Annotated in this window: 26 protein-coding genes and 1 tRNA gene; 4 read left to right on the top strand and 23 right to left on the bottom strand. The window is 60.1% G+C overall.

Annotated elements, in window-relative coordinates; translation table 11 throughout:
• The 12 genes from rlmN to trmJ form a co-directional block, all read right to left on the bottom strand.
• Positions 1-1,149: a 23S rRNA (adenine(2503)-C(2))-methyltransferase RlmN gene (gene rlmN, locus ACVW0Y_RS16745; RefSeq protein WP_457439668.1), complete on the bottom strand. Its 1,149-nt coding sequence runs from the start codon at positions 1,147-1,149 to the stop codon at positions 1-3.
• A gap of 25 nt (positions 1,150-1,174) precedes the next feature.
• A complete protein-coding gene (ndk, locus tag ACVW0Y_RS16740; RefSeq protein WP_108095966.1) occupies positions 1,175-1,606 on the bottom strand; it encodes a nucleoside-diphosphate kinase in 432 nt (143 codons plus the stop codon).
• 115 nt (positions 1,607-1,721) lie between these two features.
• On the bottom strand, positions 1,722-1,922 hold the full coding sequence (iscX, locus tag ACVW0Y_RS16735; RefSeq protein WP_457439666.1) for a Fe-S cluster assembly protein IscX: 201 nt from the start codon (positions 1,920-1,922) through the stop codon (positions 1,722-1,724).
• A gap of 14 nt (positions 1,923-1,936) precedes the next feature.
• Positions 1,937-2,278, bottom strand: a complete 342-nt coding sequence (gene fdx, locus ACVW0Y_RS16730; protein ID WP_457439664.1) for an ISC system 2Fe-2S type ferredoxin — start codon at positions 2,276-2,278, stop codon at positions 1,937-1,939.
• The gene (hscA, locus tag ACVW0Y_RS16725; RefSeq protein WP_457439662.1) at positions 2,278-4,143 is read right to left on the bottom strand and encodes a Fe-S protein assembly chaperone HscA; all 1,866 of its coding nucleotides are present in this window, start codon (positions 4,141-4,143) and stop codon (positions 2,278-2,280) included. The genes fdx and hscA overlap by 1 nt, the downstream gene beginning before the upstream one ends.
• A 42-nt stretch (positions 4,144-4,185) precedes the next feature.
• On the bottom strand, positions 4,186-4,707 hold the full coding sequence (gene hscB, locus ACVW0Y_RS16720; protein WP_457439660.1) for a co-chaperone HscB: 522 nt from the start codon (positions 4,705-4,707) through the stop codon (positions 4,186-4,188).
• Positions 4,708-4,715: 8 nt separating this feature from the next.
• Positions 4,716-5,039, bottom strand: a complete 324-nt coding sequence (gene iscA / locus ACVW0Y_RS16715; protein WP_110616475.1) for an iron-sulfur cluster assembly protein IscA — start codon at positions 5,037-5,039, stop codon at positions 4,716-4,718.
• Positions 5,040-5,069: 30 nt separating this feature from the next.
• Entirely contained in the window at positions 5,070-5,456 is a 387-nt protein-coding gene (gene iscU, locus ACVW0Y_RS16710) for a Fe-S cluster assembly scaffold IscU (protein WP_108095972.1), read from the bottom strand.
• 49 nt (positions 5,457-5,505) lie between these two features.
• Positions 5,506-6,720: an IscS subfamily cysteine desulfurase gene (locus ACVW0Y_RS16705; RefSeq protein WP_457439657.1), complete on the bottom strand. Its 1,215-nt coding sequence runs from the start codon at positions 6,718-6,720 to the stop codon at positions 5,506-5,508.
• A 45-nt stretch (positions 6,721-6,765) separates the two neighbouring features.
• Positions 6,766-7,257 carry a Fe-S cluster assembly transcriptional regulator IscR gene (gene iscR / locus ACVW0Y_RS16700; RefSeq protein ID WP_457439656.1) on the bottom strand — a complete coding sequence of 164 codons (492 nt, stop codon included), beginning with the start codon at positions 7,255-7,257 and terminating at the stop codon, positions 6,766-6,768.
• Between the two features lie 141 nt (positions 7,258-7,398).
• Entirely contained in the window at positions 7,399-8,178 is a 780-nt protein-coding gene (gene cysE / locus ACVW0Y_RS16695; protein WP_457439654.1) for a serine O-acetyltransferase, read from the bottom strand.
• The gene (trmJ, locus tag ACVW0Y_RS16690) at positions 8,171-8,950 is read right to left on the bottom strand and encodes a tRNA (cytosine(32)/uridine(32)-2'-O)-methyltransferase TrmJ (protein ID WP_457439652.1); all 780 of its coding nucleotides are present in this window, start codon (positions 8,948-8,950) and stop codon (positions 8,171-8,173) included. Before trmJ ends, cysE begins: the two co-directional genes overlap by 8 nt.
• A gap of 144 nt (positions 8,951-9,094) precedes the next feature.
• Here trmJ and suhB point away from each other — a divergent pair, with 144 nt between their 5' ends.
• A complete protein-coding gene (gene suhB, locus ACVW0Y_RS16685; protein WP_108095977.1) occupies positions 9,095-9,910 on the top strand; it encodes a type III secretion system regulator SuhB in 816 nt (271 codons plus the stop codon).
• Between the two features lie 50 nt (positions 9,911-9,960).
• Here the strand turns inward: suhB and ACVW0Y_RS16680 are convergent, their stop codons facing one another.
• The 6 genes from ACVW0Y_RS16680 to queA all read right to left on the bottom strand — a co-directional run bounded on the left by ACVW0Y_RS16680 (position 9,961) and on the right by queA (position 16,073).
• The gene (locus ACVW0Y_RS16680; protein WP_457439650.1) at positions 9,961-10,512 is read right to left on the bottom strand and encodes a glycine zipper 2TM domain-containing protein; all 552 of its coding nucleotides are present in this window, start codon (positions 10,510-10,512) and stop codon (positions 9,961-9,963) included.
• A 145-nt stretch (positions 10,513-10,657) separates the two neighbouring features.
• Positions 10,658-11,569 (bottom strand): protein translocase subunit SecF, encoded by a 912-nt coding sequence (gene secF, locus ACVW0Y_RS16675; protein ID WP_457439648.1) that lies wholly within the window; start codon positions 11,567-11,569, stop codon positions 10,658-10,660.
• A 9-nt stretch (positions 11,570-11,578) separates the two neighbouring features.
• Complete coding sequence (gene secD / locus ACVW0Y_RS16670) at positions 11,579-13,447, bottom strand: protein translocase subunit SecD (RefSeq protein ID WP_457439646.1); 1,869 nt, start codon at positions 13,445-13,447, stop codon at positions 11,579-11,581.
• A 63-nt stretch (positions 13,448-13,510) separates the two neighbouring features.
• Positions 13,511-13,855, bottom strand: a complete 345-nt coding sequence (gene yajC, locus ACVW0Y_RS16665) for a preprotein translocase subunit YajC (protein ID WP_108095981.1) — start codon at positions 13,853-13,855, stop codon at positions 13,511-13,513.
• Between the two features lie 38 nt (positions 13,856-13,893).
• Positions 13,894-15,009: a tRNA guanosine(34) transglycosylase Tgt gene (gene tgt, locus ACVW0Y_RS16660; RefSeq protein ID WP_457439782.1), complete on the bottom strand. Its 1,116-nt coding sequence runs from the start codon at positions 15,007-15,009 to the stop codon at positions 13,894-13,896.
• A gap of 14 nt (positions 15,010-15,023) precedes the next feature.
• Positions 15,024-16,073, bottom strand: a complete 1,050-nt coding sequence (gene queA / locus ACVW0Y_RS16655) for a tRNA preQ1(34) S-adenosylmethionine ribosyltransferase-isomerase QueA (protein WP_457439644.1) — start codon at positions 16,071-16,073, stop codon at positions 15,024-15,026.
• Positions 16,074-16,182: 109 nt separating this feature from the next.
• Between queA and ACVW0Y_RS16650 the strand changes: the two genes are divergently transcribed.
• Positions 16,183-16,267 (top strand) — tRNA-Leu (locus ACVW0Y_RS16650).
• Between the two features lie 161 nt (positions 16,268-16,428).
• On the opposite strand, the gene ACVW0Y_RS16645 is transcribed toward ACVW0Y_RS16650, so the two are convergent.
• Genes ACVW0Y_RS16645 through ACVW0Y_RS16625 form a run of 5 tightly spaced genes read right to left on the bottom strand, consistent with a single transcriptional unit; the run spans position 16,429 to position 21,494 of the window.
• Positions 16,429-17,847, bottom strand: a complete 1,419-nt coding sequence (locus ACVW0Y_RS16645) for an efflux transporter outer membrane subunit (protein WP_457439642.1) — start codon at positions 17,845-17,847, stop codon at positions 16,429-16,431.
• Positions 17,844-18,737, bottom strand: coding sequence for an efflux RND transporter periplasmic adaptor subunit (locus tag ACVW0Y_RS16640; RefSeq protein ID WP_457439640.1), 894 nt, complete (start codon positions 18,735-18,737; stop codon positions 17,844-17,846). The genes ACVW0Y_RS16645 and ACVW0Y_RS16640 overlap by 4 nt, the downstream gene beginning before the upstream one ends.
• Positions 18,734-18,943, bottom strand: coding sequence for a DUF1656 domain-containing protein (locus ACVW0Y_RS16635; protein ID WP_457439638.1), 210 nt, complete (start codon positions 18,941-18,943; stop codon positions 18,734-18,736). Before ACVW0Y_RS16635 ends, ACVW0Y_RS16640 begins: the two co-directional genes overlap by 4 nt.
• Positions 18,940-21,030: an FUSC family protein gene (locus tag ACVW0Y_RS16630; RefSeq protein ID WP_457439636.1), complete on the bottom strand. Its 2,091-nt coding sequence runs from the start codon at positions 21,028-21,030 to the stop codon at positions 18,940-18,942. Before ACVW0Y_RS16630 ends, ACVW0Y_RS16635 begins: the two co-directional genes overlap by 4 nt.
• On the bottom strand, positions 21,027-21,494 hold the full coding sequence (locus ACVW0Y_RS16625; protein WP_457439634.1) for a MarR family winged helix-turn-helix transcriptional regulator: 468 nt from the start codon (positions 21,492-21,494) through the stop codon (positions 21,027-21,029). The genes ACVW0Y_RS16630 and ACVW0Y_RS16625 overlap by 4 nt, the downstream gene beginning before the upstream one ends.
• A 329-nt stretch (positions 21,495-21,823) precedes the next feature.
• Between ACVW0Y_RS16625 and ACVW0Y_RS16620 the strand changes: the two genes are divergently transcribed.
• Together ACVW0Y_RS16620 and ACVW0Y_RS16615 are read left to right on the top strand one after the other, a co-directional pair.
• Positions 21,824-22,036, top strand: coding sequence for a cold shock domain-containing protein (locus ACVW0Y_RS16620; RefSeq protein WP_110616492.1), 213 nt, complete (start codon positions 21,824-21,826; stop codon positions 22,034-22,036).
• A gap of 146 nt (positions 22,037-22,182) precedes the next feature.
• Positions 22,183-22,677, top strand: coding sequence for an RDD family protein (locus tag ACVW0Y_RS16615; protein ID WP_457439632.1), 495 nt, complete (start codon positions 22,183-22,185; stop codon positions 22,675-22,677).
• Positions 22,678-22,754 lie beyond the last annotated feature (77 nt).

Raw genomic sequence — 22,754 nt, 5'->3', positions numbered from 1 at the left:
TTAGGTTCGGTTTACAGCGGTACGTGGGGCGTCAGCCTCGTTGCTCAGTTGGCGCACCGCGATGTAGCGCTCACTACGGCGGGTACGGTCCATAACCTGGCCAACCAGTTGCCCGCAGGCGGCGTCAATGTCTTCGCCGCGCGTGGTGCGCACGGTGACGTTGTGCCCTGCTTTATACAGCAGGTCCTGGAAGCGACGAATACTGTTGTTGCTCGGCCGCTCGTAACCGGAATGGGGGAAAGGGTTGAACGGGATCAGGTTGATCTTGCAAGGAATGTCCTTGAGCAACTCGATCATTTCCTCGGCGTGCTCGGTGCGGTCGTTGACGTCCTTGAGCAGGGTGTACTCGATGGTCAACACGCGTTTCTCGCCGAGGCGCGCCACATAACGCTTGCAGGCAGCCAACAACACCGCCAGAGGATACTTCTTATTGATCGGCACAAGCGTGTTGCGCAGCGCATCGTTGGGCGCGTGCAGCGACAAGGCCAGGGACACGTCGATGACTTCGCCGAGTTTGTCGATCATCGGCACCACGCCGGAGGTGGACAGGGTCACCTTGCGCTTGGAGATGCCGTAGCCGAGGTCATCCATCATCAGTTTCATGGCGGCGACCACGTTGTCGAAGTTCAACAACGGCTCGCCCATGCCCATCATCACCACGTTGGTGATGGCGCGATCAATCTTCGCCGGCACACTGCCGAACGATTTGTTGGCGATCCACACCTGGCCGATGATCTCGGCCGCCGTCAGATCGCTATTGAAACCTTGTTTACCGGTAGAGCAGAAACTGCAATCCAGCGCGCAACCAGCCTGCGACGAAACGCAGAGAGTGCCGCGATTGCCCTGGGGAATGTACACGGTCTCGACACAGCTGCCGGACGCCACGCGCACTACCCATTTGCGGGTTCCGTCGGTGGATATGTCTTCACTCACCACCTCCGGTCCACGAATGTAGGCACGGGCCTCGAGCTTTTCGCGCAAGACCTTGCCCACATTGGTCATGGCGGCGAAATCATCGACGCCAAAGTGGTGAATCCACTTCATCACCTGACCGGCACGGAAACGCTTCTCCCCGATAGAGTCGAAGAATTCTTCCATCTCAGGCTGGGTCAGACCCAGGAGATTGATTTTGCCGGTAGCTTCAGTCATGTCTTCACCCTCGCCCGTTCGCTAATTAGCGAGTACGTGCAGTTACTTCGGTAGCAGCGAAGAAGTACGAGATTTCGCGAGCGGCAGCGGCTTCGGAGTCCGAACCGTGAACGGCGTTGGCGTCGATGGAGTCGGCGAAGTCAGCACGGATGGTGCCGGCAGCAGCTTCTTTAGGGTTGGTAGCGCCCATCAGTTCGCGGTTTTTGGCAATGGCGTCTTCGCCTTCCAGAACCTGAACAACAACCGGGCCGGAGATCATGAAGGCAACCAGTTCGCCGAAGAAGCCACGGGCGCTGTGCTCAGCGTAGAAGCCTTCGGCTTCGGCTTTGGACAGTTGCTTCATTTTCGAAGCTACGACGCGCAGGCCGGCTTTTTCGAAACGGGTAACGATCTCGCCAATTACGTTTTTAGCAACGGCGTCGGGCTTGATGATGGAGAAAGTGCGTTGAACAGCCATGTGAAGCTCCAGAAACTAAGAGTTAAGCCAAAAATTAAACCCGCGAATTATACGCGGGTTCCGGGTAAATGCGTAGGGCTCGCGCCCAGCCGTGGTGCGGCCGAATGCGACGAATTCAGTCGACTTCTTCGATCCAGGCCGATTGAATAGCCTCCAACACCTTCTCACCACCACGTTGCGGATCGTCGTCGAACTCTGGCAGGGCGATCACCCAGCGCTGCAGGTCGACGAAGTTGACGTAGCGCGGATCCACGTCTGGCTTGCTATCGGCCAGTTGAATGGCAATTTCCAGTACATCAGTCCACTTCAGACTCATGTCAGTTCCTTGAATCAGTGCGGCGCTTCGGCGGCGTGGTTGAGCGAGTATTTGGGGATTTCGACGGTGATATCTTCGGTGCCGACAATCGCCTGACACGCCAGGCGCGACTGCGCTTCCAGGCCCCAGGCGCGATCGAGGAAGTCTTCTTCCAGTTCGTCCGCCTCTTCCAGCGATTCGAACCCTTCACGCACGATGCAATGGCATGTCGTGCAGGCGCAAACGCCGCCACAGGCACTTTCCATCTCGATATGGTGCTCGTGAGCCAGATCGAGAATCGACGTACCAGGCTCAGCCTCTACAACCATGCCCTCCGGACAGAACTTCGGGTGGGGCAGAAAAATGACCTGCGGCATCAGATATCCTCGATTTCATTCAGATTGCGCCCCGCCAGCGCGGCTTTCACCGTCGAGTCCAGGCGGCGGGCGGCAAACGCATCGGTCACTTGCGACAGACGCTTGGTCTGCTGCTCGATGGCGTAACCATCAGTACCTTTCATCAATTCGGTCAGCTCCTGCACCTGCAGGTCGATCACCAGGCGCTCTTCGGCGTCGAGCAAACGCTCGCCATCCGCCAGCAAGGCCGCCTGCACCGCCTCGATCAGGCGCTCGGCATCCACCTGCTGCTCACGCAACACACGGGCAACCTTGTCACCACCGGCGTTCTGGAACGAGTCCTGAAGCATGCGGGCGATTTCGCCGTCGGTCAGGCCGTAGGACGGCTTTACCTGGATGCTGGCTTCCACGCCGGAGGCCAGTTCACGTGCGGCAACGCTGAGCAGGCCATCGGCATCCACCTGGAAGGTCACGCGAATTTTCGCCGCGCCCGCCACCATCGCCGGAATACCGCGCAATTCGAAGCGCGCCAGGGAGCGGCAGTCGCTGATCAGCTCGCGCTCGCCCTGCAGCACATGAATCATCATGGCCGTCTGGCCATCTTTGTAGGTGGTGAAGTCCTGCGCGCGGGCCACGGGAATCGTGGTGTTGCGCGGAATAACCTTCTCCATCAGGCCGCCCATGGTTTCCAGCCCCAGGGACAGCGGAATCACGTCGAGCAGCAACAGCTCTTCGCCGTCGCGCTTGTTGCCAGCCAGTGTGTCGGCCTGGATCGCGGCACCGATGGCCACCACTTGATCCGGATCGATATCGGTCAGCGGCTGACGGGCAAACAGCTCACCCACAGCGGCGCGTACACGCGGCACACGGGTCGAACCGCCGACCATCACCACGGCTTCCACTTCTTCGATCTCGATGCCGGCGTCGCGCACCGCGCGGCGGCACGACTTGAGGCTGCGTTGCAGCATCGGCTCGATCAGGCTATCGAAGTGGGCGCGGGTCAGTTCACCGCGCCACTCGCCGTAGCTGACAGCTACGGCATCAGCGTTGGTCAGCGCTTCTTTCGCCGCGCAGGCGGCCTGCAACAGACTGCGCTGCTCGCCCGGGGCGATATCAGCGGAGATACCGGCTTGCTCAACGATCCAGCCGGCAATCGCGTGATCGAAATCATCACCGCCGAGAGCGCTATCACCGCCGGTGGCCAGCACTTCGAACACACCGCCAGTCAGGCGCAGAATCGAGATATCGAAGGTGCCGCCGCCCAGGTCATAAATGGCAACGACGCCTTCGGCTTTCTGGTCAAGACCGTAGGCCACCGCTGCAGCCGTGGGCTCATTGAGCAGGCGCAGCACGTTGAGACCAGCCAAACGCGCAGCGTCTTTGGTGGCCTGGCGCTGGGAGTCGTCGAAATAGGCCGGAACGGTGATCACCGCGCCTACCAATTCGCCACCCAGGGCCGCTTCGGCGCGCACACGCAGCACTTTAAGGATATCGGCCGACACTTCCACCGGGCTTTTCGGACCCTGCACCGTGTCGATAAAGGGCATATGCGATTCGCCACCGACAAAGCGGTAAGGCAGCTGCTCGCCCAGCTGCTTGACGTCAGCCAGGCCACGGCCCATCAGGCGCTTGACCGACAGCACGGTGTTGAACGGATCGCTGGCGGCCGCCGCTTTTGCCGACTGACCGACCTCGACGCGATCACTGTGGTAGCGCACCGCCGACGGCAGGATAACTGCACCCTCGGCATCGGCCAGCGGCGCCGAAATGCCACTGCGCAGCGCGGCTACCAGCGAGTTGGTGGTGCCCAGGTCGATACCAACGGCCAGGCGGCGTTGGTGCGGTTGCGGGCTTTGCCCGGGTTCAGCGATCTGCAGTAATGCCATGCTTGTCTGCGCATCAGGCGCGCCGCGTGAGCGGCGCGGAAGTTAATCGTCGAGGCGCTCTTCCAGCTGGCGCACTTCGTAGCTGAGCTTGTCGAGGAACTGCATGCGACGAACCAGGCGCTCGGCCTCTTCATGGCGTGCAGTCACATCCCAACAGGCTGCGAAACTGTCATTGAGCTCGTCCTGAGCAACCTTCAGGCGTCGCTTGAAGGTGGCGACACCGGCCAGATCGGCGCTGTCCTGCAGGTCTTCCAGCTCCTCGCGCCACTGCATTTGCTGCATGAGGAACTCGGGATCCTGCACCGTAACTTCGAGCGGCAACTCATGGCCACGCAACCCGAGCAGATAACGCGCCCGTTTGGGTGCGCTTTTCAACGTCTGGTAGGCCTCGTTGAGGCTAGCGGAATGCTCCAGCGCCAGACGCTGTTCGCGCTCGGAGGCGTCGGCAAAACGGTCAGGGTGCACGGTCCGCGCCAGCTCGCGATAACGCGCAGCCAATTGGTCGAGGTCCAGGCGAAAACTGGGTTGCAGCTCAAATAACGCAAAGTGACAAGGGGTACCCACAGCCAGCCTCAGATGTTGAAGCTCTCGCCGCAGCCACATTCACCGCGCACGTTAGGGTTATTGAACTTGAAGCCTTCGTTCAGGCCTTCCTTGACGAAGTCCAGCTCAGTGCCGTCGAGGTACACCAGGCTTTTCGGGTCGATGATCACTTTCACGCCATGACTCTCGAACACCTGATCTTCGCTCTGTGCTTCGTCGACGAACTCCAGGACATAGGCCAGGCCCGAGCAACCGGTGGTGCGAACACCCAGACGAATGCCGTCACCTTTGCCACGCCCGTCGAGGGAGCGGCGAACGTGTTGGGCCGCCGCTTCGGTCATGCTGATAGCCATGAGAACTCCTTGGTCGCAAACGACTGCTAGTTAAAGCAGGCCTTTCTTCTGCTTGTAGTCGCGAACGGCCGCCTTGATGGCGTCTTCAGCGAGTACCGAGCAGTGGATTTTCACCGGCGGCAAGGCCAGTTCTTCGGCCAGCTGGGTGTTCTTGATGGTTTCCGCTTCGTCCAGGGTCTTGCCCTTCATCCACTCGGTAGCGAGGGAGCTGGAAGCGATTGCCGAACCGCAGCCATAGGTTTTGAACTTGGCGTCTTCAATCACGCCCTGATCGTTAACCTTGATCTGCAGACGCATCACGTCGCCGCACGCCGGTGCGCCGACCATGCCGGTGCCGACGTCAGGGTCTTCCGCGTCCATCTTGCCGACGTTGCGCGGGTTCTCGTAGTGGTCGATGACCTTTTCGCTGTAAGCCATGATTCAGTTCTCTCTCATCAGGAGCAGGTGCCGCTCTGGTGGCAGCTAATTAGTGTGCCGCCCATTCCACCTTGGAAATGTCGACGCCTTCTTTAAACATGTCCCAAAGCGGCGACAGTTCGCGCAGCTTGGTAACCGCTTCGCGGACTTTCGCCGCGGCGTAATCGACTTCTTCTTCGGTGGTGAAACGGCCGAAGGTGAAGCGGATGGAACTGTGTGCCAGTTCGTCGTTGCGGCCCAGGGCGCGCAGTACATACGAAGGCTCAAGCGATGCCGAGGTGCAGGCCGAGCCGGACGAAACAGCCAGATCCTTGAGCGCCATGATCAGCGACTCGCCTTCCACATAGTTGAAGCTGAGGTTCAGGTTGTGCGGTACGCGGGCAGTAATGCTGCCGTTTACGTACAGTTCTTCGAGACCATCAACCTGCTTGAAGAAACGCTCGCTCAGGGCTGCAATGCGCTGGTTTTCCTGGGCCATTTCTTCTTTGGCAATGCGGAACGCTTCGCCCATGCCAACGATCTGGTGAGTCGCCAGGGTGCCCGAACGCATACCGCGCTCATGGCCACCGCCGTGGGTCTGGGCTTCCAGACGTACACGTGGCTTACGGCTGACGTACAGCGCGCCAATGCCTTTAGGACCGTAGGTTTTGTGCGCCGAGAACGACATCAGATCGACTTTCAGCTTGCTCAGGTCGATCTCGACCTTGCCGGTGGACTGCGCCGCATCGACATGCAACAACACGCCACGCGAGCGGGTCAGCTCGCCGATTGCAGCGATGTCGTTGATAACGCCGATTTCGTTGTTCACGTGCATGATCGAAACCAGAATGGTGTCGTCACGCAGCGCCGCTTCGATCATGGCCGGAGTGATCAGGCCATCTTCTTGCGGGTCGAGATAGGTGACTTCGAAGCCTTCGCGCTCAAGTTGGCGCGTGGTATCCAGCACGGCTTTGTGCTCGATCTTCGAGGTAATGATGTGTTTGCCCTTGGTCGAATAGAAGTGTGCAACACCCTTGATCGCCAGGTTGTCGGACTCGGTGGCACCGGAAGTCCAGACGATTTCACGTGGATCGGCATTAACCAGCTCAGCCACCTGACGGCGACCGTTTTCCACCGCTTCTTCGGCTTTCCAGCCGAATACGTGGGAACGCGAGGCCGGGTTACCGAAGTTACCGTCGACCAGCAGGCATTCACTCATTTTCTGCGCAACACGCGGGTCAATCGGCGTGGTGGCGGAGTAATCGAGATAAATCGGCAATTTCATTGATGTCTCCTAATCAGGTGTAGGCCAATCAGCCTGGCGCCCTACTCAATCGATGGCGGACGCTTCAATTTTATCCATGCGTGGCGTTCTGCTTGAGCAGTGACGCTGGTCCTGGCGTCTGGCGATGTCCTGCACCTCATGGCGCATGACCAGGTCGGCCAGACTGATACCGCTAAGAAATTCGTGAATCTGCTGACTGAGGTCGGACCACAGGTGATGGGTCAGACAAGTGTCGCCGTCATGGCAACCGCTCAGCCCTTGGCAGCGAGTGGCATCCACCGACTCATTGACGGCGTCGATCACTTGGACGACCTGGATGCCGCGCATATCACGCGACAACTGATATCCACCACCCGGACCGCGCACGCTGGAAACCAGATTGCCGCGACGCAGTTTGGCGAACAGCTGCTCGAGATAGGACAGGGAAATACCCTGACGCTCGGAAATATCCGCCAGGGATACCGGACCGTGTTGGGCGTGAAGCGCCAGATCAAGCATGGCGGTCACGGCGTAACGGCCCTTGGTAGTCAGTCGCATGGCTTGTACCGCAAGATCACTGAATATGCTGCAAGTATGCTATTCCCGAGTATTTAGGTCAACTATAAGACCTACATAAATACTCGGGATTGCGCAGAATGAAGGGCGCGAATCATAGCAAAAAACGCACTTCAGGGTGCATCAGGCGGCCGGCTTGTCGTCCAGACCTTTGCACACGTCGGTAAAGTCTTCATCACGCAGGGCTGGCAGCTCTTTGGCGCAGTAGTCACTCCCCAGCGCACTGAGGGCCGAGCACATGCCTTCCAGACGACCGTCCACCGCATGGAGATGGTCAAGCAACTGGCCGATGGCCTTGGCCACGGGGTCAGGCATGTCCTGACTGACCCCGTAGGCATCGAAGCCGAGCTTCTCAGCGATAGCCTGACGCTTGGCCTCTACTTCATCGTCCGACTTGACGATGATCCGCCCTGGAATCCCCACCACCGTGGCACCTGCCGGCACCGCCTTGGTGACTACGGCGTTGGAACCGACCTTGGCATTAGCACCAACGGTGAACGGACCGAGCACCTTGGCACCCGCCCCCACCACTACGCCGCTTTCCAGCGTCGGATGGCGCTTGCCCTTGTTCCAACTGGTGCCGCCGAGGGTCACGCCCTGGTAAAGGGTGACGTCGTCACCGATCTCGGCGGTTTCACCAATGACGATGCCCATGCCATGGTCGATAAAGAAGCGCTTGCCGATCTTGGCACCCGGGTGAATTTCGATGCCAGTCAACCAGCGGCCGAAGTTCGATACCATGCGCGCCAGCCATTTCCAGCCCGCCAACCACAACCAGCCGGACAGCCGATGCAGCCAGATGGCATGCAGCCCCGGGTAGCACGTCAGGACTTCAAAAGCGTTACGCGCCGCTGGGTCACGATGGAATACGCTTTGAATGTCTTCTCTTACGCGCTCAAACATCTTCACTTCTCCGCTTGTGGGGCTCTCCGCGAGCGGCCTTTTGAGTTTCGGTCAAAATGCCACGCAGAATATTCATTTCCGACTGACTTACCGCGCTGCGGGCGAACAGCCGGCGCAGGCGCGACATCAAATGCCGGGGGTTTTCCGGATCGAGAAAACCGATTTGCACCAGGGTGCTTTCCAAGTGCCCGTAGAACAGTTCCAGCTCATCCATGGTCGACAGCTGCTCGCTACGCGGCGATGCCACTTCGACCTTGTCCGCGCGCTTGCTCTGCCCTTGGCTCGCCAGCCAGCCCATGCGCACTTCGTAGGCAAGCACCTGGACGGCGGCAGCGAGATTCAGCGAGCTGAAGTCCGGATCGGATGGGATATGGACGTGGTAATGACAGCGTTGCAGCTCGTCATTGGTAAGACCTGCGTATTCGCGACCAAATACCAGCGCCACCTCGCCGCCCTCCGCCGCCCGCTCTACTGCCTGCACGCCACACTCGCGCGGATCGAGCATCGGCCAGGGCATGCGACGATCACGGGCACTGGTGCCGAGCACCAGAGTGCAACCGACCAGGGCCTCTTCAAGGGTGGCGACCACCTGAGCGGATTCGAGAATGCCATCGGCACCAGAGGCACGCGCGCTGGCTTCATGACTGGGGAAATCCTGCGGATCGACCAACACCAGGCGCGACAGCCCCATGTTTTTCATCGCCCGCGCGGCACCACCGATATTGCCGGGATGACTGGTATTGACCAAAACCACGCGGATATTTTCCAGCAACGCAGGCGCTCACACAGACGATAAAGGGAGGCAAATCTTACAGAAGCACCCCAGCAAACACCATGTGAAGTACAGGCGGCTCTTCTTCATCTAAGGTTTTCTGATAGACTGCCCGGCTTTCTTTAACGACCCAGGTGACCCTCCATGCAGCCAATGCTGAATATCGCGCTGCGCGCCGCCCGCAGCGCCAGTGAACTGATCTTCCGCTCCATCGAGCGCCTGGACACCATCAAGGTCGATGAGAAAGACGCCAAGGACTACGTGTCCGAAGTCGACCGCGCCGCTGAAACCAGCATTATCACCGCGCTGCGCAAAGCCTACCCAACCCACGCCATCCTCGGCGAAGAAACCGGCCTGCACCCAGGCAGCGGTGACGGCGAAGACTATCTGTGGATCATCGACCCACTGGACGGCACCACCAACTTCCTGCGCGGCATTCCGCACTTCGCCGTGAGCATCGCCTGCAAATACCGCGGCCGCCTCGAACACGCCGTCGTTCTCGACCCGGTTCGCCAGGAAGAATTCACCGCCAGCCGTGGCCGTGGTGCCCAACTGAATGGCCGTCGCCTGCGTGTTAGCGGCCGCACCAGCCTGGAAGGTGCCCTGCTCGGCACCGGCTTCCCGTTCCGTGACGACCAGATGGACGGCCTGGATAACTACCTGGGCATGTTCCGCAGCCTGGTTGGCCAGACCGCAGGTATCCGCCGCGCTGGCGCTGCCAGCCTGGATCTGGCTTACGTCGCTGCCGGCCGTTTCGATGCGTTCTGGGAAGCGGGTTTGTCGGAGTGGGACATGGCTGCGGGCGTACTGCTGATTCAAGAAGCAGGCGGCCTGGTCAGCGACTTCACCGGCGGTCACGAATTCCTGGAAAAAGGTCACGTGGTTGCCGGCAACACCAAATGCTTCAAGGCGGTGCTCACCGCGATCCAACCGCACCTGTCGGCTCAGCAAAAACGCTAAGTTTTTCAGGAATAAAAAAGCGCCCCAAGGGGCGCTTTTTTATGGCCGGGTTATTGAGCCGGCTGGTTCTGACCGAGGATCAACTGACCAGTCTTCTCATCCACCGGAATCTTGCTGCCGGGATCACGGTCCATCCGCACCTGGCCAACCTTGTCTTTCAATTGGTACTTCACGTTGTAGCCGACCAGCTTGTCGCTGGTGTCGGTGACCGTGTTGCACTTGGTTTCGGTGGTGGTGTAGGTGTCGTTTTCCTGCATATTTTCCTGCACCTTGTTGCCGGCGTAACCACCGCCAACTGCACCGGCCACGGTGGCGATCTTCTTGCCGTTACCGCCGCCCACCTGGTTGCCGAGCAGGCCACCGGCCACGGCACCCAGCACGCTACCGACGATTTGATGTTGATCTTTGACCGGCTTCTGCCGGGTCACGGTGACATCTTTGCAAACCTGCCGCGGAGTCTTGATGGTTTCGTTGATCGGCTCTACCGCCAATACCTGCGCGTATTCTGGACCGCCACCCACCAAGCTGTAAGTTGCAACAGCACCTCCGGCGGTAACACCTACCGCACCCAGCACCGCACCAACTAGCATCGACTTGTTCACTTGAAACCTCCTGGTTGCCACAGAAGCGCCGTAGCGCCTTTCTCCTAGCCTTGGAGTCCTTTTCCTACGGTCAGTTCAAAAACAAACGCCCATAAAAAACCGCGGTGCGCCAAAGGCGACCGCGGTCACAGTATTGCAACGAAGCTTACGGACGCTCGTCCACCGTCTCGGTAGTCGCCGGGGGGATAAGGTCTTCAACATTCAGGTTGAGCCAGATCAGCACCACGTTGGCGATATAGATCGACGAATAGGTACCCGCCAATACACCGATAAACAGGGTGATGGAGAAGCCGTGCAGGTTGTCACCACCCCAGAACAGCAGTGCGGCAATTGCCAGCAAGGTCGAAATCGACGTGGCCATGGTACGCAGCAGGGTCTGGGTAGTGGAGATGTCGATGTTCTCGATCAGCGTGGCTTTACGCAGTACGCGGAAGTTTTCCCGCACACGGTCGAAGACCACGATGGTGTCGTTCAGCGAGTAACCGATGATCGCCAGCACCGCCGCAAGCACCGTCAGGTCGAAGGTGATCTGGAAGTAGGAAATAACCCCGACGGCCACGATCACGTCGTGAATCAGGGAAACGATGGCACCCACTGCAAACTTCCACTGAAAGCGGAACGCCAGGTACAGCATGATGCCGCCCAGAGCCAGCAGCATGCCCAGACCACCCTGGTCGCGCAGCTCTTCACCCACCTGTGGGCCGACAAACTCAACACGTTTCACGGTGGCCGGGTTATCGGCATCCACTTTACGCAGCGCGTCAGCTACGCGACTGCCCAGTTGCGGATCGTCGCCAGGCATGCGCACCAGCAATTCGTTGGTGGCACCAAAGCTCTGCACTACAGCATCGGCGAAACCGGCTTTCTGCAGCTCTTCCCGCACCTGCAAGAGGTTCGCGTCGCGCTCATAGGTCAGCTCGATCAGCGTACCGCCGGTGAAGTCCAGGCCGTAGTTGAGGCCTTTGTGGAACATGCTGAACAGCGCAATGGCGGTGAGCAGCAAGGTGAAGCCGAACGCGATGTTGCGCACGGCCATAAACTTAATCGTACGTTTCATAGCGGCCCCTTAGATCCACAACTTCTTGAAGTCACGACCACCGAAAATCAGGTTAACCATGCCGCGGGTAACCATGATGGCGGTGAACATCGAAGTGACGATACCCAGCGACATGGTCACGGCGAAGCCTTTGATCGGCCCGGTGCCCATGGCGAACAGGATGCCGCCGACCAGCAAGGTAGTCAGGTTGGCATCGAGAATCGCCGCGTAAGCACGGTCGAAACCTTCGTGAATGGCGCGCTGCACCGACATGCCATTGGCTATTTCCTCACGTATCCGCGAGAAGATCAGCACGTTGGCGTCCACCGCCATACCCATGGTCAAGACGATACCGGCAATACCCGGCAGGGTCAGGGTTGCGCCCAGCAGCGACATCAGCGCCAGCAGCATGACCATGTTGAAGGCCAATGCCACAGTCGCAAGCACGCCGAAGAAGCGGTAGATGGCCATGATAAACAGCGACACCAGCAGCATGCCCCACAGCGACGCATCGATACCTTTGGTGATGTTGTCCGCACCCAGGCTCGGGCCAATGGTGCGTTCTTCGGCGAAGTACATCGGCGCCGCCAGACCACCGGCACGCAGCAGCAGAGCCAGTTCTGACGACTCGCCCTTGCCTTCCAGACCGGTGATACGGAACGAGCTACCCAGCGGCGACTGGATGGTCGCCAGGCTGATGATCTTCTTCTCTTCTTTGAAGGTCTGCAGCGCGACGTCTTTTTCGACGCCGTTGACCACTTGCTTGGTGTAGGTGGTGGTCGGCTTCTGCTCGATGAAGATCACCGCCATGCTGCGGCCGACGTTGCTGCGCGTGGCACGGCTCATCAGCTCGCCGCCATGACCATCAAGGGTGATGTTCACTTGCGGACGACCGTTTTCGTCGAAGCTGGCCTTGGCGTCAGTCACCTGGTCACCGGTGATGATCAAACCGCGCTCCAGCGGCACGGGGCGACGGCCCGGCTCGCGGAACTCGAACGATTCGGTAGTAGCCTTGGTGGCATCCGGGCCTGCGGCCAGACGGAATTCCAGGTTGGCGGTTTTGCCGAGAATACGTTTGGCTTCAGCAGTGTCCTGCACGCCTGGCAGTTCAACCACGATGCGGTTGGCACCCTGACGCTGAACCAGCGGCTCAGCCACACCCAGTTCGTTGACGCGGTTACGTACAGTGGTCAAGTTCTGCTTGATCGAGTACTCGCGGATCTCGGCCAGCTTGGCCGCGGTCATCGCCAGACGCAGCACTTGCATGCCGTTACGCTCGACAGCAGTCACCTGGAAATCGGTGAAGTCCTTGCGGATCAGCGCCTGGGCTTTGCTCAGCGAATCTTCATCACTGAACCCCAACTGAATGGCGCCATCCTGATCAGGCAGGCTGCGATACTTCACGCGCTCTTTGCGCAGCAGGCTCTTCACATCGCCTTCGTAGACTTTGCGACGGGCATCCAGGGCTTTTTCCATGTCCACTTCCAGCAGGAAGTGCACACCACCGGACAAGTCCAGACCCAGCTTCATCGGGCTGGCGCCCAGACTACGCAGCCAGTTCGGGGTGGTTTGCGCCAGGTTCAGGGCGACCACGTAGTCGTCGCCCATGGCCTTGCGCACAACGTCCTTGGCCGGCAGTTGCTGTTCTTTTTTCAGCAGACGGATCAGACCGCCTTTCCCCTGCGCAGCCAGAGTGGCCGCTTTGACCTCGATACCTGCGTCGGTCAGTGCCTTGCTCGCACGATCCAGATCAGCCTGACTGACCTGCAACGCCGTGCTGGCACCGCTGATCTGTACAGCCGGATCGTCCGGGTACAAGTTCGGCGCAGAGTAAATGAAGCCGATCACCAGAACCGCAGCGATCAGCAGGTATTTCCACAGAGGGTATTTGTTCAGCATGACGCCGCCCGCTTATGACGCGGGGCGCCTTTAGCGCCCCGTCGAATGGTAAAAATGGTGAAGTTAGATGGCTTTCAGAGTGCCCTTGGGCAGCGTGGCACCAATGGCACCTTTCTGAATTTTCAGTTCGACAGTGTCGGATACTTCGATGACCACGAAGTCGTCGGTCACTTTGGTGATCTTGCCGGCGATGCCACCGGAGGTCACCACTTCGTCGCCCTTGGCCAGGTTGCTCAAGAGGTTCTTCTGCTCTTTCGCGCGCTTGGCCTGTGGACGCCAGATCATCAGGTAGAAGATGACCATAAAGCCGACCAGGAAGATGATCGACATGCTGTCGCCGCCCATAGGGCCGGCAGCAGCGGCTGGCGCTGCGCCGTCAGCGAGAGCGTCGGAAATGAAAAAGCCCATGTAAAACTCCTGTTAGAGATTCTTTATAAGGTGGTCAATCAGTCCAGCGGCGGTGTCGTGAGCCCGCGCCGGGCATAGAAGGAATCGACGAAGGCGGCCAATGTACCCTGTTGAATAGCCTCGCGCAAACCAGCCATAAGGCGCTGGTAATGACGCAAATTGTGGATGGTATTCAACATGCTACCGAGCATTTCGTCGCACTTGTCCAAGTGGTGCAGATAGGCCCGGGAGAAGTTCTGACAGGTGTAGCAATCGCAGGTCGGATCCAGCGTGCTGTTGTCTTGCTTATGAGCCGAATTGCGGATCTTCAGAACCCCGGTATCGACGAACAGATGACCGTTGCGGGCGTTACGCGTAGGCATCACGCAGTCGAACATATCCACACCACGGCGCACACCTTCGACCAGGTCTTCCGGCTTGCCAACCCCCATCAGGTAACGCGGTTTGTCCGCCGGCATCTGCCCCGGCAGGTAGTCGAGCACGCGGATCATCTCTTCCTTGGGCTCACCCACCGACAAACCGCCAATGGCCAAACCGTCGAAACCGATTTCGCTCAGGCCTTCCAGCGAGCGCATGCGCAGTTCCTGGTGCATACCGCCCTGCACGATGCCGAACAGCGCCGCGGTGTTGTCGCCATGGGCGACCTTCGAGCGCTTGGCCCAACGCAGCGACAGCTCCATGGAGGTGCGCGCCACATCGAGGTCCGCCGGGTACGGCGTGCACTCGTCAAAAATCATCACGATGTCGGAACCGAGGTCGCGCTGCACTTGCATCGACTCTTCCGGCCCCATGAATACCTTGCTGCCGTTGACCGGCGAGGCGAAGGTCACGCCCTCCTCCTTGATCTTGCGCATCGCGCCCAGGCTGAACACCTGGAAGCCGCCGGAATCGGTGAGGATCGGGCCTTTCCACTGCATGAAATCGTGCAGCCCACCGTGGGCCTTGATCACGTCCATGCCCGGGCGCAGCCACAGATGGAAGGTGTTGCCGAGGATCATCTGCGCGCCGATCGCTTCGATGTCACGGGGCAGCATGCCCTTGACCGTGCCATAGGTGCCCACTGGCATGAACGCCGGGGTTTCCACCACGCCACGGGGGAAGGTCAGGCGGCCACGGCGGGCTTTGCCGTCGGTGGCCAGCAGTTCGAAGGTCATGCGGCAGGTGCGGCTCATGCTTGCTCCTCGGGTCCGCGCGCGGCGGGATTGCGGGTAATGAACATGGCATCACCGTAACTGAAGAACCGGTAACCCTCGGCAATCGCCGTGGCGTAGGCCGCCATGGTTTGCGGATAACCGGCAAAGGCCGAAACCAACATCAGCAAGGTCGATTCGGGCAGATGGAAATTGGTCACCAGCGCATCGACCACATGGAACGGCCGGCCTGGGTAAATAAAGATATCGGTGTCGCCGCTGAAGGGCTTCAACTGGCCATCGCGCGCCGCGCTTTCCAGCGAACGCACGCTGGTGGTGCCGACGGCGATCACCCGACCGCCGCGTGCACGGCAAGCAGCCACGGCATCGACCACGTCCTGCGTCACTTCCAACCACTCATTGTGCATATGGTGGTCTTCGATCTTCTCCACCCGCACCGGCTGAAACGTACCGGCACCGACATGCAGGGTGACGAAGGCGGTTTCCACGCCCATGCCGCGGATGGCCTCCAGCAGCGGCTGATCAAAATGCAGCCCCGCCGTGGGTGCCGCCACCGCACCGGCACGCTCGGCGTACACAGTTTGATAACGCTCGCGGTCGGCGCTGTCGTCGGGCCGGTCTATATAAGGAGGCAACGGCATATGGCCAACGCGCTCCAGCAGCGGCAACACGTCTTCATTGAAGCCCAGCTCGAACAACGCATCGTGACGCGCCAGCATCGTGGCTTCGGCACCGCCATCAAGCAGAATGGTCGAACCGGGTTTAGGCGACTTGCTCGAACGCACATGGGCGAGCACGCGGCGGTTATCCAGCACCCGCTCCACCAGCACTTCCAGCTTGCCGCCGGAGGCCTTTTGGCCAAACAGCCGCGCGGGAATCACGCGGGTGTTGTTGAACACCATCAGGTCGCCGGGGCGCAGGTATTCCAAGAGATCGGCGAACTGGCGATGGGCCAGGGCACCGGTTGGGCCGTCGAGGCTGAGCAGGCGGCTACCTTGGCGTTGCGCCAGGGGATGGCGCGCGATCAGGGCGTCCGGCAGCTCGAAATTGAAATCGGCAACACGCATGATGGGAGGTCATTTTTCAGGGGCGCGAAGTTTAACGGAAATAGGTAAATTTGACCACGCAACCCCGTTGACCAACCCAAAAGCTCTCCCTATACTGCGCGCCCTATGTGCCCTGGTGGCGGAATTGGTAGACGCGGCGGATTCAAAATCCGTTTTCGCAAGGAGTGGGAGTTCGAGTCTCCCCCGGGGCACCACACATACGAAGAAGGTCCTATTTATAGGGCCTTTTTTTATGCCTGCGATTTGTCCAAAGCATCGCGGCTAACCGGAGCGCCGGACCGGCCGCTCCTACTAGGTCGTGCAATCCGTAGGCACGGCTTCAGCCGCGAAGCTCTTGCCTTTAGGGCTTGGCGTCCTACCACCCTCCACCCAACGCCAAGAACAGATTGATCTGCGCCATCGCCACCTGGGTGTTGGCCGCCGCCAACTGTGCACGCATATCGGTGTAGGTCTTGGTCGCCTGCAAATCCGCCAGGAACGACGCACGCCCTGCCTGGAAGAATTGATGCGTCTGGTTGGCCGCCTGTTGCGCTGAATGCTCGGCATCAGCCAGGGCGTCGCGGCGGTCGAGCAAGGCGCTGTATTGCACCAGACCGGTCTGGGTTTCCCGTACAGCGTTTAGTACCACGCCATCAAAATGCGCCAACGCCGCCTGGGTGCCAGCTTCGGTTTCACGAATCCGTGCCCGCGCGCCATTGGTGGGAATAGTCCAGCTGATCAGCGGACCAAACCCCCAACGGTTGGTAGCCGGTTCGCCCAAGTGGTCGAGAATGCCCACCGAACCCACGGTCGCACCGATGCTGATATTCGGGTACAGCTGTCCGGTCGCCACGCCGATTTTCGCGGTGGCCGCCGCCAGCGTGCGTTCAGCCTGACGGATATCCGGCCGACGTTTGAGCAGCTCGGCACCATCGCCCACCGGCAACAGCTGGGCGATATGCGGCAGTTCGGCGCAATCACTGACACCAGCTGGCAACTGGCTCACCGGCTTGGCCAGCAGCATCGACAAGGTGAACAGGCCCGCCTGTTGTGCGGCGTCGTAGCGCGGCATTTCCGCCCGCAGCGACTTGAATTGGGTTTGCGTGCGCGTGACCTGGGTTTCATCACCGCGTCCGGCATCGCGCAGGCGCTGCACCAGGGTTACGCCTTCCTCTTGCAGATCCAGAGATTTCTGCGCGATTTCGCGCTCTTCGTTGGCGGCGCAGACCTGGGTGTAGGCCCGGACCACCTCGGCCACCAGGGTGATACGCGCGGTGTCCGCAGCGGCCTGAGCGGCATCGGCATTGGCCTGGGCCGATTCGATACCGCGCTGCAAGGTGCCCCACAGATCGAACTGGTAGGAGGTGCTGATCGAGCCGCTGCCGATATTGGCTACCGGCACTTTTTCGGTGAGCAGAAAGGCTTCGCCAGACTCCTGTAAACGCTCGGCACCAAACTTGGCATTGCCACTGAAACCACCTTCGGCTTGCGCCTCTTCCACCTGCGTACGGGCGCGGGCCAGGTTGGCCGCCGCTACGCGCAGATCGGTGTTGGAGGCCATGGCCTGCTGCACCAGTTGATCCAGGCGCGGGTCCTGATAAAGCTTCCACCAGTCAGTCGGCACCGGTGCCGACACCACATCACTGTTACCTGTCGCCAGTTGCCCTTGCAGGTCCGGGCGCTGCAAGGCGGCGTCTTTAGGCAGCTGATAATCCGGGCCAACCGCCTGACACGCCGACAACACCAGACTGAAGCCAGCAGCCATCAACAAGCCCCGCGCGGCATGGCCGTTCATTGCGCGGCCTCCGCCTTCTTGTCGTTGCCGTCGATGATCGACACGGTCGCGGTACGCCCGGCAATCATGCGGAAGTCTGCCGGCACGTCGTCAAAGGCGATACGCACCGGAATCCGCTGAGCCAACTGCACCCAGCTGAACGCTGGATTGACGCTCGGCAGCATATTGCTGCCACTGCTGCGGTCACGGTCTTCCACGGCGGCGACGATGCTCTGTACATGGCCACGCAGGCGGGTGTTGTCGCCGAGTACGCGGATATCCACCGCCTGGCCGATCTGAATATGTTGCAGCTTGGTCTCTTCGAAATAGCCATCGATATGGAAGGACTCACCGTCGACCACCGACAACACCGGCCGCCCGGCGGTGACGAACTCATGGGCGCGCGGGGCGCGGTCGTTGAGGTAACCGTCCACCGGGCTGCGAATCACCGAACGCTCCAGGTTGAGCTTGGCGGCATCCACGGCCACCTGGGCAGCGGCGACCGCCGATTGCGCACGGCTTTCCCGGGACTGGCTTTCTTCCAGTTGCTCACGGGCGACCAGATTGCCCAGACCACGGTTACGTTTGGCTTCACGTTGCGCCTGGGCCAAGGCTTCTTTCTGCTCGGCGGCGCTGGCTTCAGCCTGGCGCAGGGCCAAGGTGAAACGGTCCTGATCGATGGTAAACAGCACGTCACCGCGTTTGACCGGCTGGTTGTCGCGCACCTCGACCTTCTCGATCAGCCCGGAAACATCCGGGGCGATCTGGATGATATCGGCGCGGATATGGCCGTCGCGGGTCCAGGGCGCGAACATGTAATACATCACCATGCGCCAGACCACGACGGTTGCCAGGGTCACCATCAACAACGTCAGGACCACGCGGCCCAGGGTCAACATAGGTTTTTTCATAGCATCAGGCTTCGGCAAATAGCATCCACCGCACCGAGCAGTACGGCGTAGAGACCAACGTTAAACAGGGCCCGGTGCCAGACCAGGCGGTAGAAGTGGGCGCGGTTCAACAGACCGTGCACCAGCAGGTACAACAGATAGGTGAACGCCATCATCACCAGCAGCGTGGGCAGGAACACCCCGCTGATATCCAGATCACCGATCACAGAGCAGCTCCATCGAGGCCGTAGGGCAGTTGTTCTTGCGTATCGCCCGCCTCCACCAGCACTTCCACCCCCGGCAACAACGCCAAGCGCAGACCACTGAGGGCCAACAGGCTGTGCAGCCGGGCCTGTTCGGCCTCGGCGCACACGGAATAATTGATCGCCCGCCGCGCACGATCCATGGTCATCAGCAAGCCCTTGGGTGCCGGCAGACGCTCGCCAGCTTTCAGGCAGGCGCGGAAGTACTCGCCGACTTCGGCGACCACGTTCTGCAGCTGGGTTTGCGCACCGGCCGGCAACCGCGGCAGATAGGCCAATACGTCCAACAGGCATAACGCAACGCGCAAATCACGCAGCGCGGCACCGCTGTCCTGCCCGGTCTGGGTCAGGCGCGGCAGGTGCTGCATCAGTCGGTCGAGCATGCGTACGCCCATGCGCCGGTGCTCGGCCAGAGTGGCTGGCTCGGTCAGGGCGACGATATCGCGCCAGCTGAATCGGGTCAGGCGCTTGGCCGCCACTTCCACACCAAAAGGGCGCATCACCAGGGTCCAGACAAAAGCGAACAGCAAGCCCACCGGACCGGCCAGGTTGCTGTTGATAAAGGTCATGAAGTTGGCGTCGTAGGTGCCCTGGATACTGATAAAGGACGAGGTGTTGACCAGCGTCAGCAGCATGCCGAGGTAGAACCGCGGCTGCACCGTCAGCGTGCCGATGCAGATAAACGGCACGGCGAAGGCCAGCACCAGCATCGGGAAGTCGTGCAAGTTGGGCAGGATCAGAAACAGGTAGAGGCTGGCAAACAGCGCCGACATCGCGGTCCAGAAGAAGAAGCGGTAGATCTGCGGTGCCGGGTCGTCCATGGCGGCGAAGAAGCTGCAGGCCACGGCGGCGAGAATCACCGCGCTGCCGCCATCGGTCCAGCCCAGGCCGATCCACAACAGCGAGGCGACAATGATCGCGCTGATGGTGGAAAACACCGAATAGAGCATCAGCCCACGGTCGAAAAACGGCGTCAGCCGACCCAGGCGCCAATGGCGGTACACGGCGCGCCACGGCGTCTGATCGTCGAGCAGAATCGCGTGTTGCAGACTGCGGCAGTCTTGCCACAGATCGATCCACTCGCCCAGGCGATACAGGGCGTTTGAGAGCAGCAACTGACGGCGTTCGTCCAGCGCTTCGGCTGTGGGTTGCAGGACTTCGAGCTGGTCGCGCAGCGCCTGCCAGCGCTGGGGTGCGGCATCCTCGGCGGTGCTCAGCAGCCATTGCTGACTCTGCGCCAACAACGGCGCAAGGATGGCGACCAGATCGGGCGAGCGGCGTTCGATGGCGAGCAGGGCATCATCCAGCCCGTCGATTACCGGCAACAGATGAATCATCCGCCCACGCAGCTCCTTGGCATTGCGCACGGTCTGCGGCCGGGCACCCTCATGGGGAAGCTGGCCAATCATCAGTTCCAGGGTGTTGAAGCTGGCGACCATCGCCGCACGCAGGTTGCCGACCTCGGACGGCACCGCACCACGACTGAGAAAGTGCTGGCTATAGCGAGTGGCATCGGCGAACCAGGCCGTAGCGGCATCCATCACCACCGGTGCCAGACGACGCGGCCAGAACACCGCGCCAACCACCGCTGCGCAGATGATGCCGAGAAAGATCTCCTGGGTCCGCGACGAGGCGATATCGAACACTGCGCCGGGGTTATCCACCACCGGCAGAGCAATAAGCGGCAAGGTGTAGCCCGACAGCATCAACGCGTAGCTGTTGGCCGTGCGCAGGTTCAGGGACAGGAATAGTAAGGTGCCCGTCCACAACGCCACCACCACGACCAGCAGCGCAGGCGATTGCACAAACATCGGCACAAACAGCACGGCAGCAGCGGCACCCACCAGGGTGCCCACTGCCCGATATAGCGCTTTGGAACTGGTGGGACCGACAAAGGGGCTGGAGACGATATAGACAGTGGCCATCGCCCAATAAGGCCGCGGCATCTGCATGATCATGGCGATATACAGCGCCAGCATCGACGCGGCAAAGGTGCGCACGCCATAAAACCAGTCGCGTGCTGGCGGTACGCCGGTAAAAAAACCGCTCATTGCAGCTCACCGCCGCCGGGCTCGACGGCACTGCTGCGCCCGGCTTCTTCAAAGGCACGCACCACGCGCAAGGCGGCTTCGAGGTCTGCCGGGGGAATGTTTTGCAGCACCTCGCGGCGCAAACGCACCAGCTCGTTTTCAATCGATTCAGCCAGCTCGCGGCCACGCAGCGTCAGGCTCAGGGCCTTGGCGCGGCGGTCGTCCGGGTCTTCACTGCGGCAGACGAAACCGGCGCGGCACAGTTGATCGAGCAGGCGCACCAGCGACGGGCTTTCCAACCCGGCAGCCTGGGCCACTGCCACCTGCCGCACGCCATCACCGAGGCGCACGATCATCAGCAACGGCACGGCGCAGGCTTCGGAAATGCCGTAATTGACCAGCGTCGCCTGGCAAATGCGCCGCCAATGGCGGGACGCCGTCACCATGCCGCTGCTGATATTGAGCTGGAGCGCTTCGAGGGTCATCGGGGAACACGAGAATTTAATTAGTTAGCAAGCTAATTGTATTCTCGGAAATTTCCGCTCGTCAATTACCGCATGGAGGCTTTGCCGCTTTATTTCGGCGCATCGGAGGCGGCTATTCCGGATGGTTTTAGCGCTATGCCAAAAAGCCCTGAAACGGCCGTAATCAGGCGCTCTAAGGGCTATTTCCGGGGGTTGTTTTTCACCCCGAAGTTAACTATCGTTCCGCCCACTGTGTTGCCGGGATCGCGCCTAAACGCACTCAATATTCCGCAACCAGTCCAGCCCTCGTCTCGAGGCTGTCATTAACTAAAGCTCCAAGGAAATAAGATATGTCGAATCGTCAGAACGGTACCGTCAAGTGGTTTAACGACGAGAAAGGTTTTGGTTTTATCACTCCAGAAAGCGGTCCGGATCTGTTCGTACACTTCCGCGCTATCGAAGGCGACGGCTTCAAGAGCCTGAAAGAAGGCCAGAAAGTCAGCTTCGTTTCGGTACAAGGTCAAAAAGGCCTGCAAGCTGATCAAGTTCAAGTTGTGAACTAAGCTTGGCCTGAACAAAAAAGGCGTCCTTCGGGGCGCCTTTTTTGTTTCCAGTTCGGGCTTACGCTGCGGTAAAAGCGCGCAAGTTTTATCAATGCCAGTCTTTTGCAGTAAAGTGCCTCGCGCTTTTCACCCACCGCGAGCTCCGCATGTCCAAACGTCTTCTCCAGCCCCAAGGCGATTTCCCCGCTGCCGGCCTGCTCCGCCGCCTCGCCGCGATGTTCTATGACTTCCTGCTGTGCGTGGCCATCGCAATAGTCACCGGCCTGCTGTACCAGCAAGTCGTTTTACGCCTGATCTTCGGCAGCGACCGTCTGTTGGAGTTGGCCAACAACAAAGCCTTGGATGTTGATCCGGTGCTCTCCACCGTTGTGCTGTTCGCCATTTTCGCCTTCTTCGCCAAGTTCTGGACCCACTCGGGCCAGACCCTGGGCATGCAGGTATGGGGCGTGCGGGTACAGAATGCCGATGGCAGCGCCATCAGCCTGTGGCAGGCGTTGCTGCGCTTTATGCTGTCGATTGCCTCATGGCTGTGCCTGGGCCTGGGCTTTTTCTGGATGCTCTGGGACAAGCAGAAGCGCAACTGGCAGGACATCTATTCGGACAGCCGTTTGGTGCATATTCCGAAGAAAAAGAAGACGTAGATTGGGTTGAGCGCAGCGAAGCCCAACAGTCCAACCACAGAAACCAAAAAGCCCGCACATCTGCGGGCTTTTTTATG

This window comes from Pseudomonas sp. TE3786 (assembly GCF_054057335.1).
Note: the sequence above shows the minus strand (reverse complement) of the source record. Positions and strands in the feature narration are given on the sequence as shown.

Excerpts from the sequence above, each read along its gene's own strand:
- rlmN (WP_457439668.1), bottom strand. The coding sequence starts at position 1,149 with ATGACTGAAGCTACCGGCAAAATCAATCTCCTGGGTCTGACCCAGCCT.
- ndk (WP_108095966.1), bottom strand. The coding sequence starts at position 1,606 with ATGGCTGTTCAACGCACTTTCTCCATCATCAAGCCCGACGCCGTTGCT.
- iscX (WP_457439666.1), bottom strand. The coding sequence starts at position 1,922 with ATGAGTCTGAAGTGGACTGATGTACTGGAAATTGCCATTCAACTGGCC.
- fdx (WP_457439664.1), bottom strand. The coding sequence starts at position 2,278 with ATGCCGCAGGTCATTTTTCTGCCCCACCCGAAGTTCTGTCCGGAGGGC.
- hscA (WP_457439662.1), bottom strand. The coding sequence starts at position 4,143 with ATGGCATTACTGCAGATCGCTGAACCCGGGCAAAGCCCGCAACCGCAC.
- iscA (WP_110616475.1), bottom strand. The coding sequence starts at position 5,039 with ATGGCTATCAGCATGACCGAAGCGGCGGCCCAACACGTTCGCCGCTCC.
- iscU (WP_108095972.1), bottom strand. The coding sequence starts at position 5,456 with ATGGCTTACAGCGAAAAGGTCATCGACCACTACGAGAACCCGCGCAAC.
- ACVW0Y_RS16705 (WP_457439657.1), bottom strand. The coding sequence starts at position 6,720 with ATGAAATTGCCGATTTATCTCGATTACTCCGCCACCACGCCGATTGAC.
- iscR (WP_457439656.1), bottom strand. The coding sequence starts at position 7,257 with ATGCGACTGACTACCAAGGGCCGTTACGCCGTGACCGCCATGCTTGAT.
- cysE (WP_457439654.1), bottom strand. The coding sequence starts at position 8,178 with ATGTTTGAGCGCGTAAGAGAAGACATTCAAAGCGTATTCCATCGTGAC.
- suhB (WP_108095977.1), top strand. The coding sequence starts at position 9,095 with ATGCAGCCAATGCTGAATATCGCGCTGCGCGCCGCCCGCAGCGCCAGT.
- secF (WP_457439648.1), bottom strand. The coding sequence starts at position 11,569 with ATGAAACGTACGATTAAGTTTATGGCCGTGCGCAACATCGCGTTCGGC.
- secD (WP_457439646.1), bottom strand. The coding sequence starts at position 13,447 with ATGCTGAACAAATACCCTCTGTGGAAATACCTGCTGATCGCTGCGGTT.
- yajC (WP_108095981.1), bottom strand. The coding sequence starts at position 13,855 with ATGGGCTTTTTCATTTCCGACGCTCTCGCTGACGGCGCAGCGCCAGCC.
- tgt (WP_457439782.1), bottom strand. The coding sequence starts at position 15,009 with ATGACCTTCGAACTGCTGGCCACCGACGGCAAAGCCCGCCGTGGCCGC.
- queA (WP_457439644.1), bottom strand. The coding sequence starts at position 16,073 with ATGCGTGTTGCCGATTTCAATTTCGAGCTGCCGGACGCCCTGATCGCG.
- ACVW0Y_RS16645 (WP_457439642.1), bottom strand. The coding sequence starts at position 17,847 with ATGAACGGCCATGCCGCGCGGGGCTTGTTGATGGCTGCTGGCTTCAGT.
- ACVW0Y_RS16640 (WP_457439640.1), bottom strand. The coding sequence starts at position 18,737 with ATGAAAAAACCTATGTTGACCCTGGGCCGCGTGGTCCTGACGTTGTTG.
- ACVW0Y_RS16630 (WP_457439636.1), bottom strand. The coding sequence starts at position 21,030 with ATGAGCGGTTTTTTTACCGGCGTACCGCCAGCACGCGACTGGTTTTAT.
- ACVW0Y_RS16625 (WP_457439634.1), bottom strand. The coding sequence starts at position 21,494 with ATGACCCTCGAAGCGCTCCAGCTCAATATCAGCAGCGGCATGGTGACG.
- ACVW0Y_RS16620 (WP_110616492.1), top strand. The coding sequence starts at position 21,824 with ATGTCGAATCGTCAGAACGGTACCGTCAAGTGGTTTAACGACGAGAAA.
- ACVW0Y_RS16615 (WP_457439632.1), top strand. The coding sequence starts at position 22,183 with ATGTCCAAACGTCTTCTCCAGCCCCAAGGCGATTTCCCCGCTGCCGGC.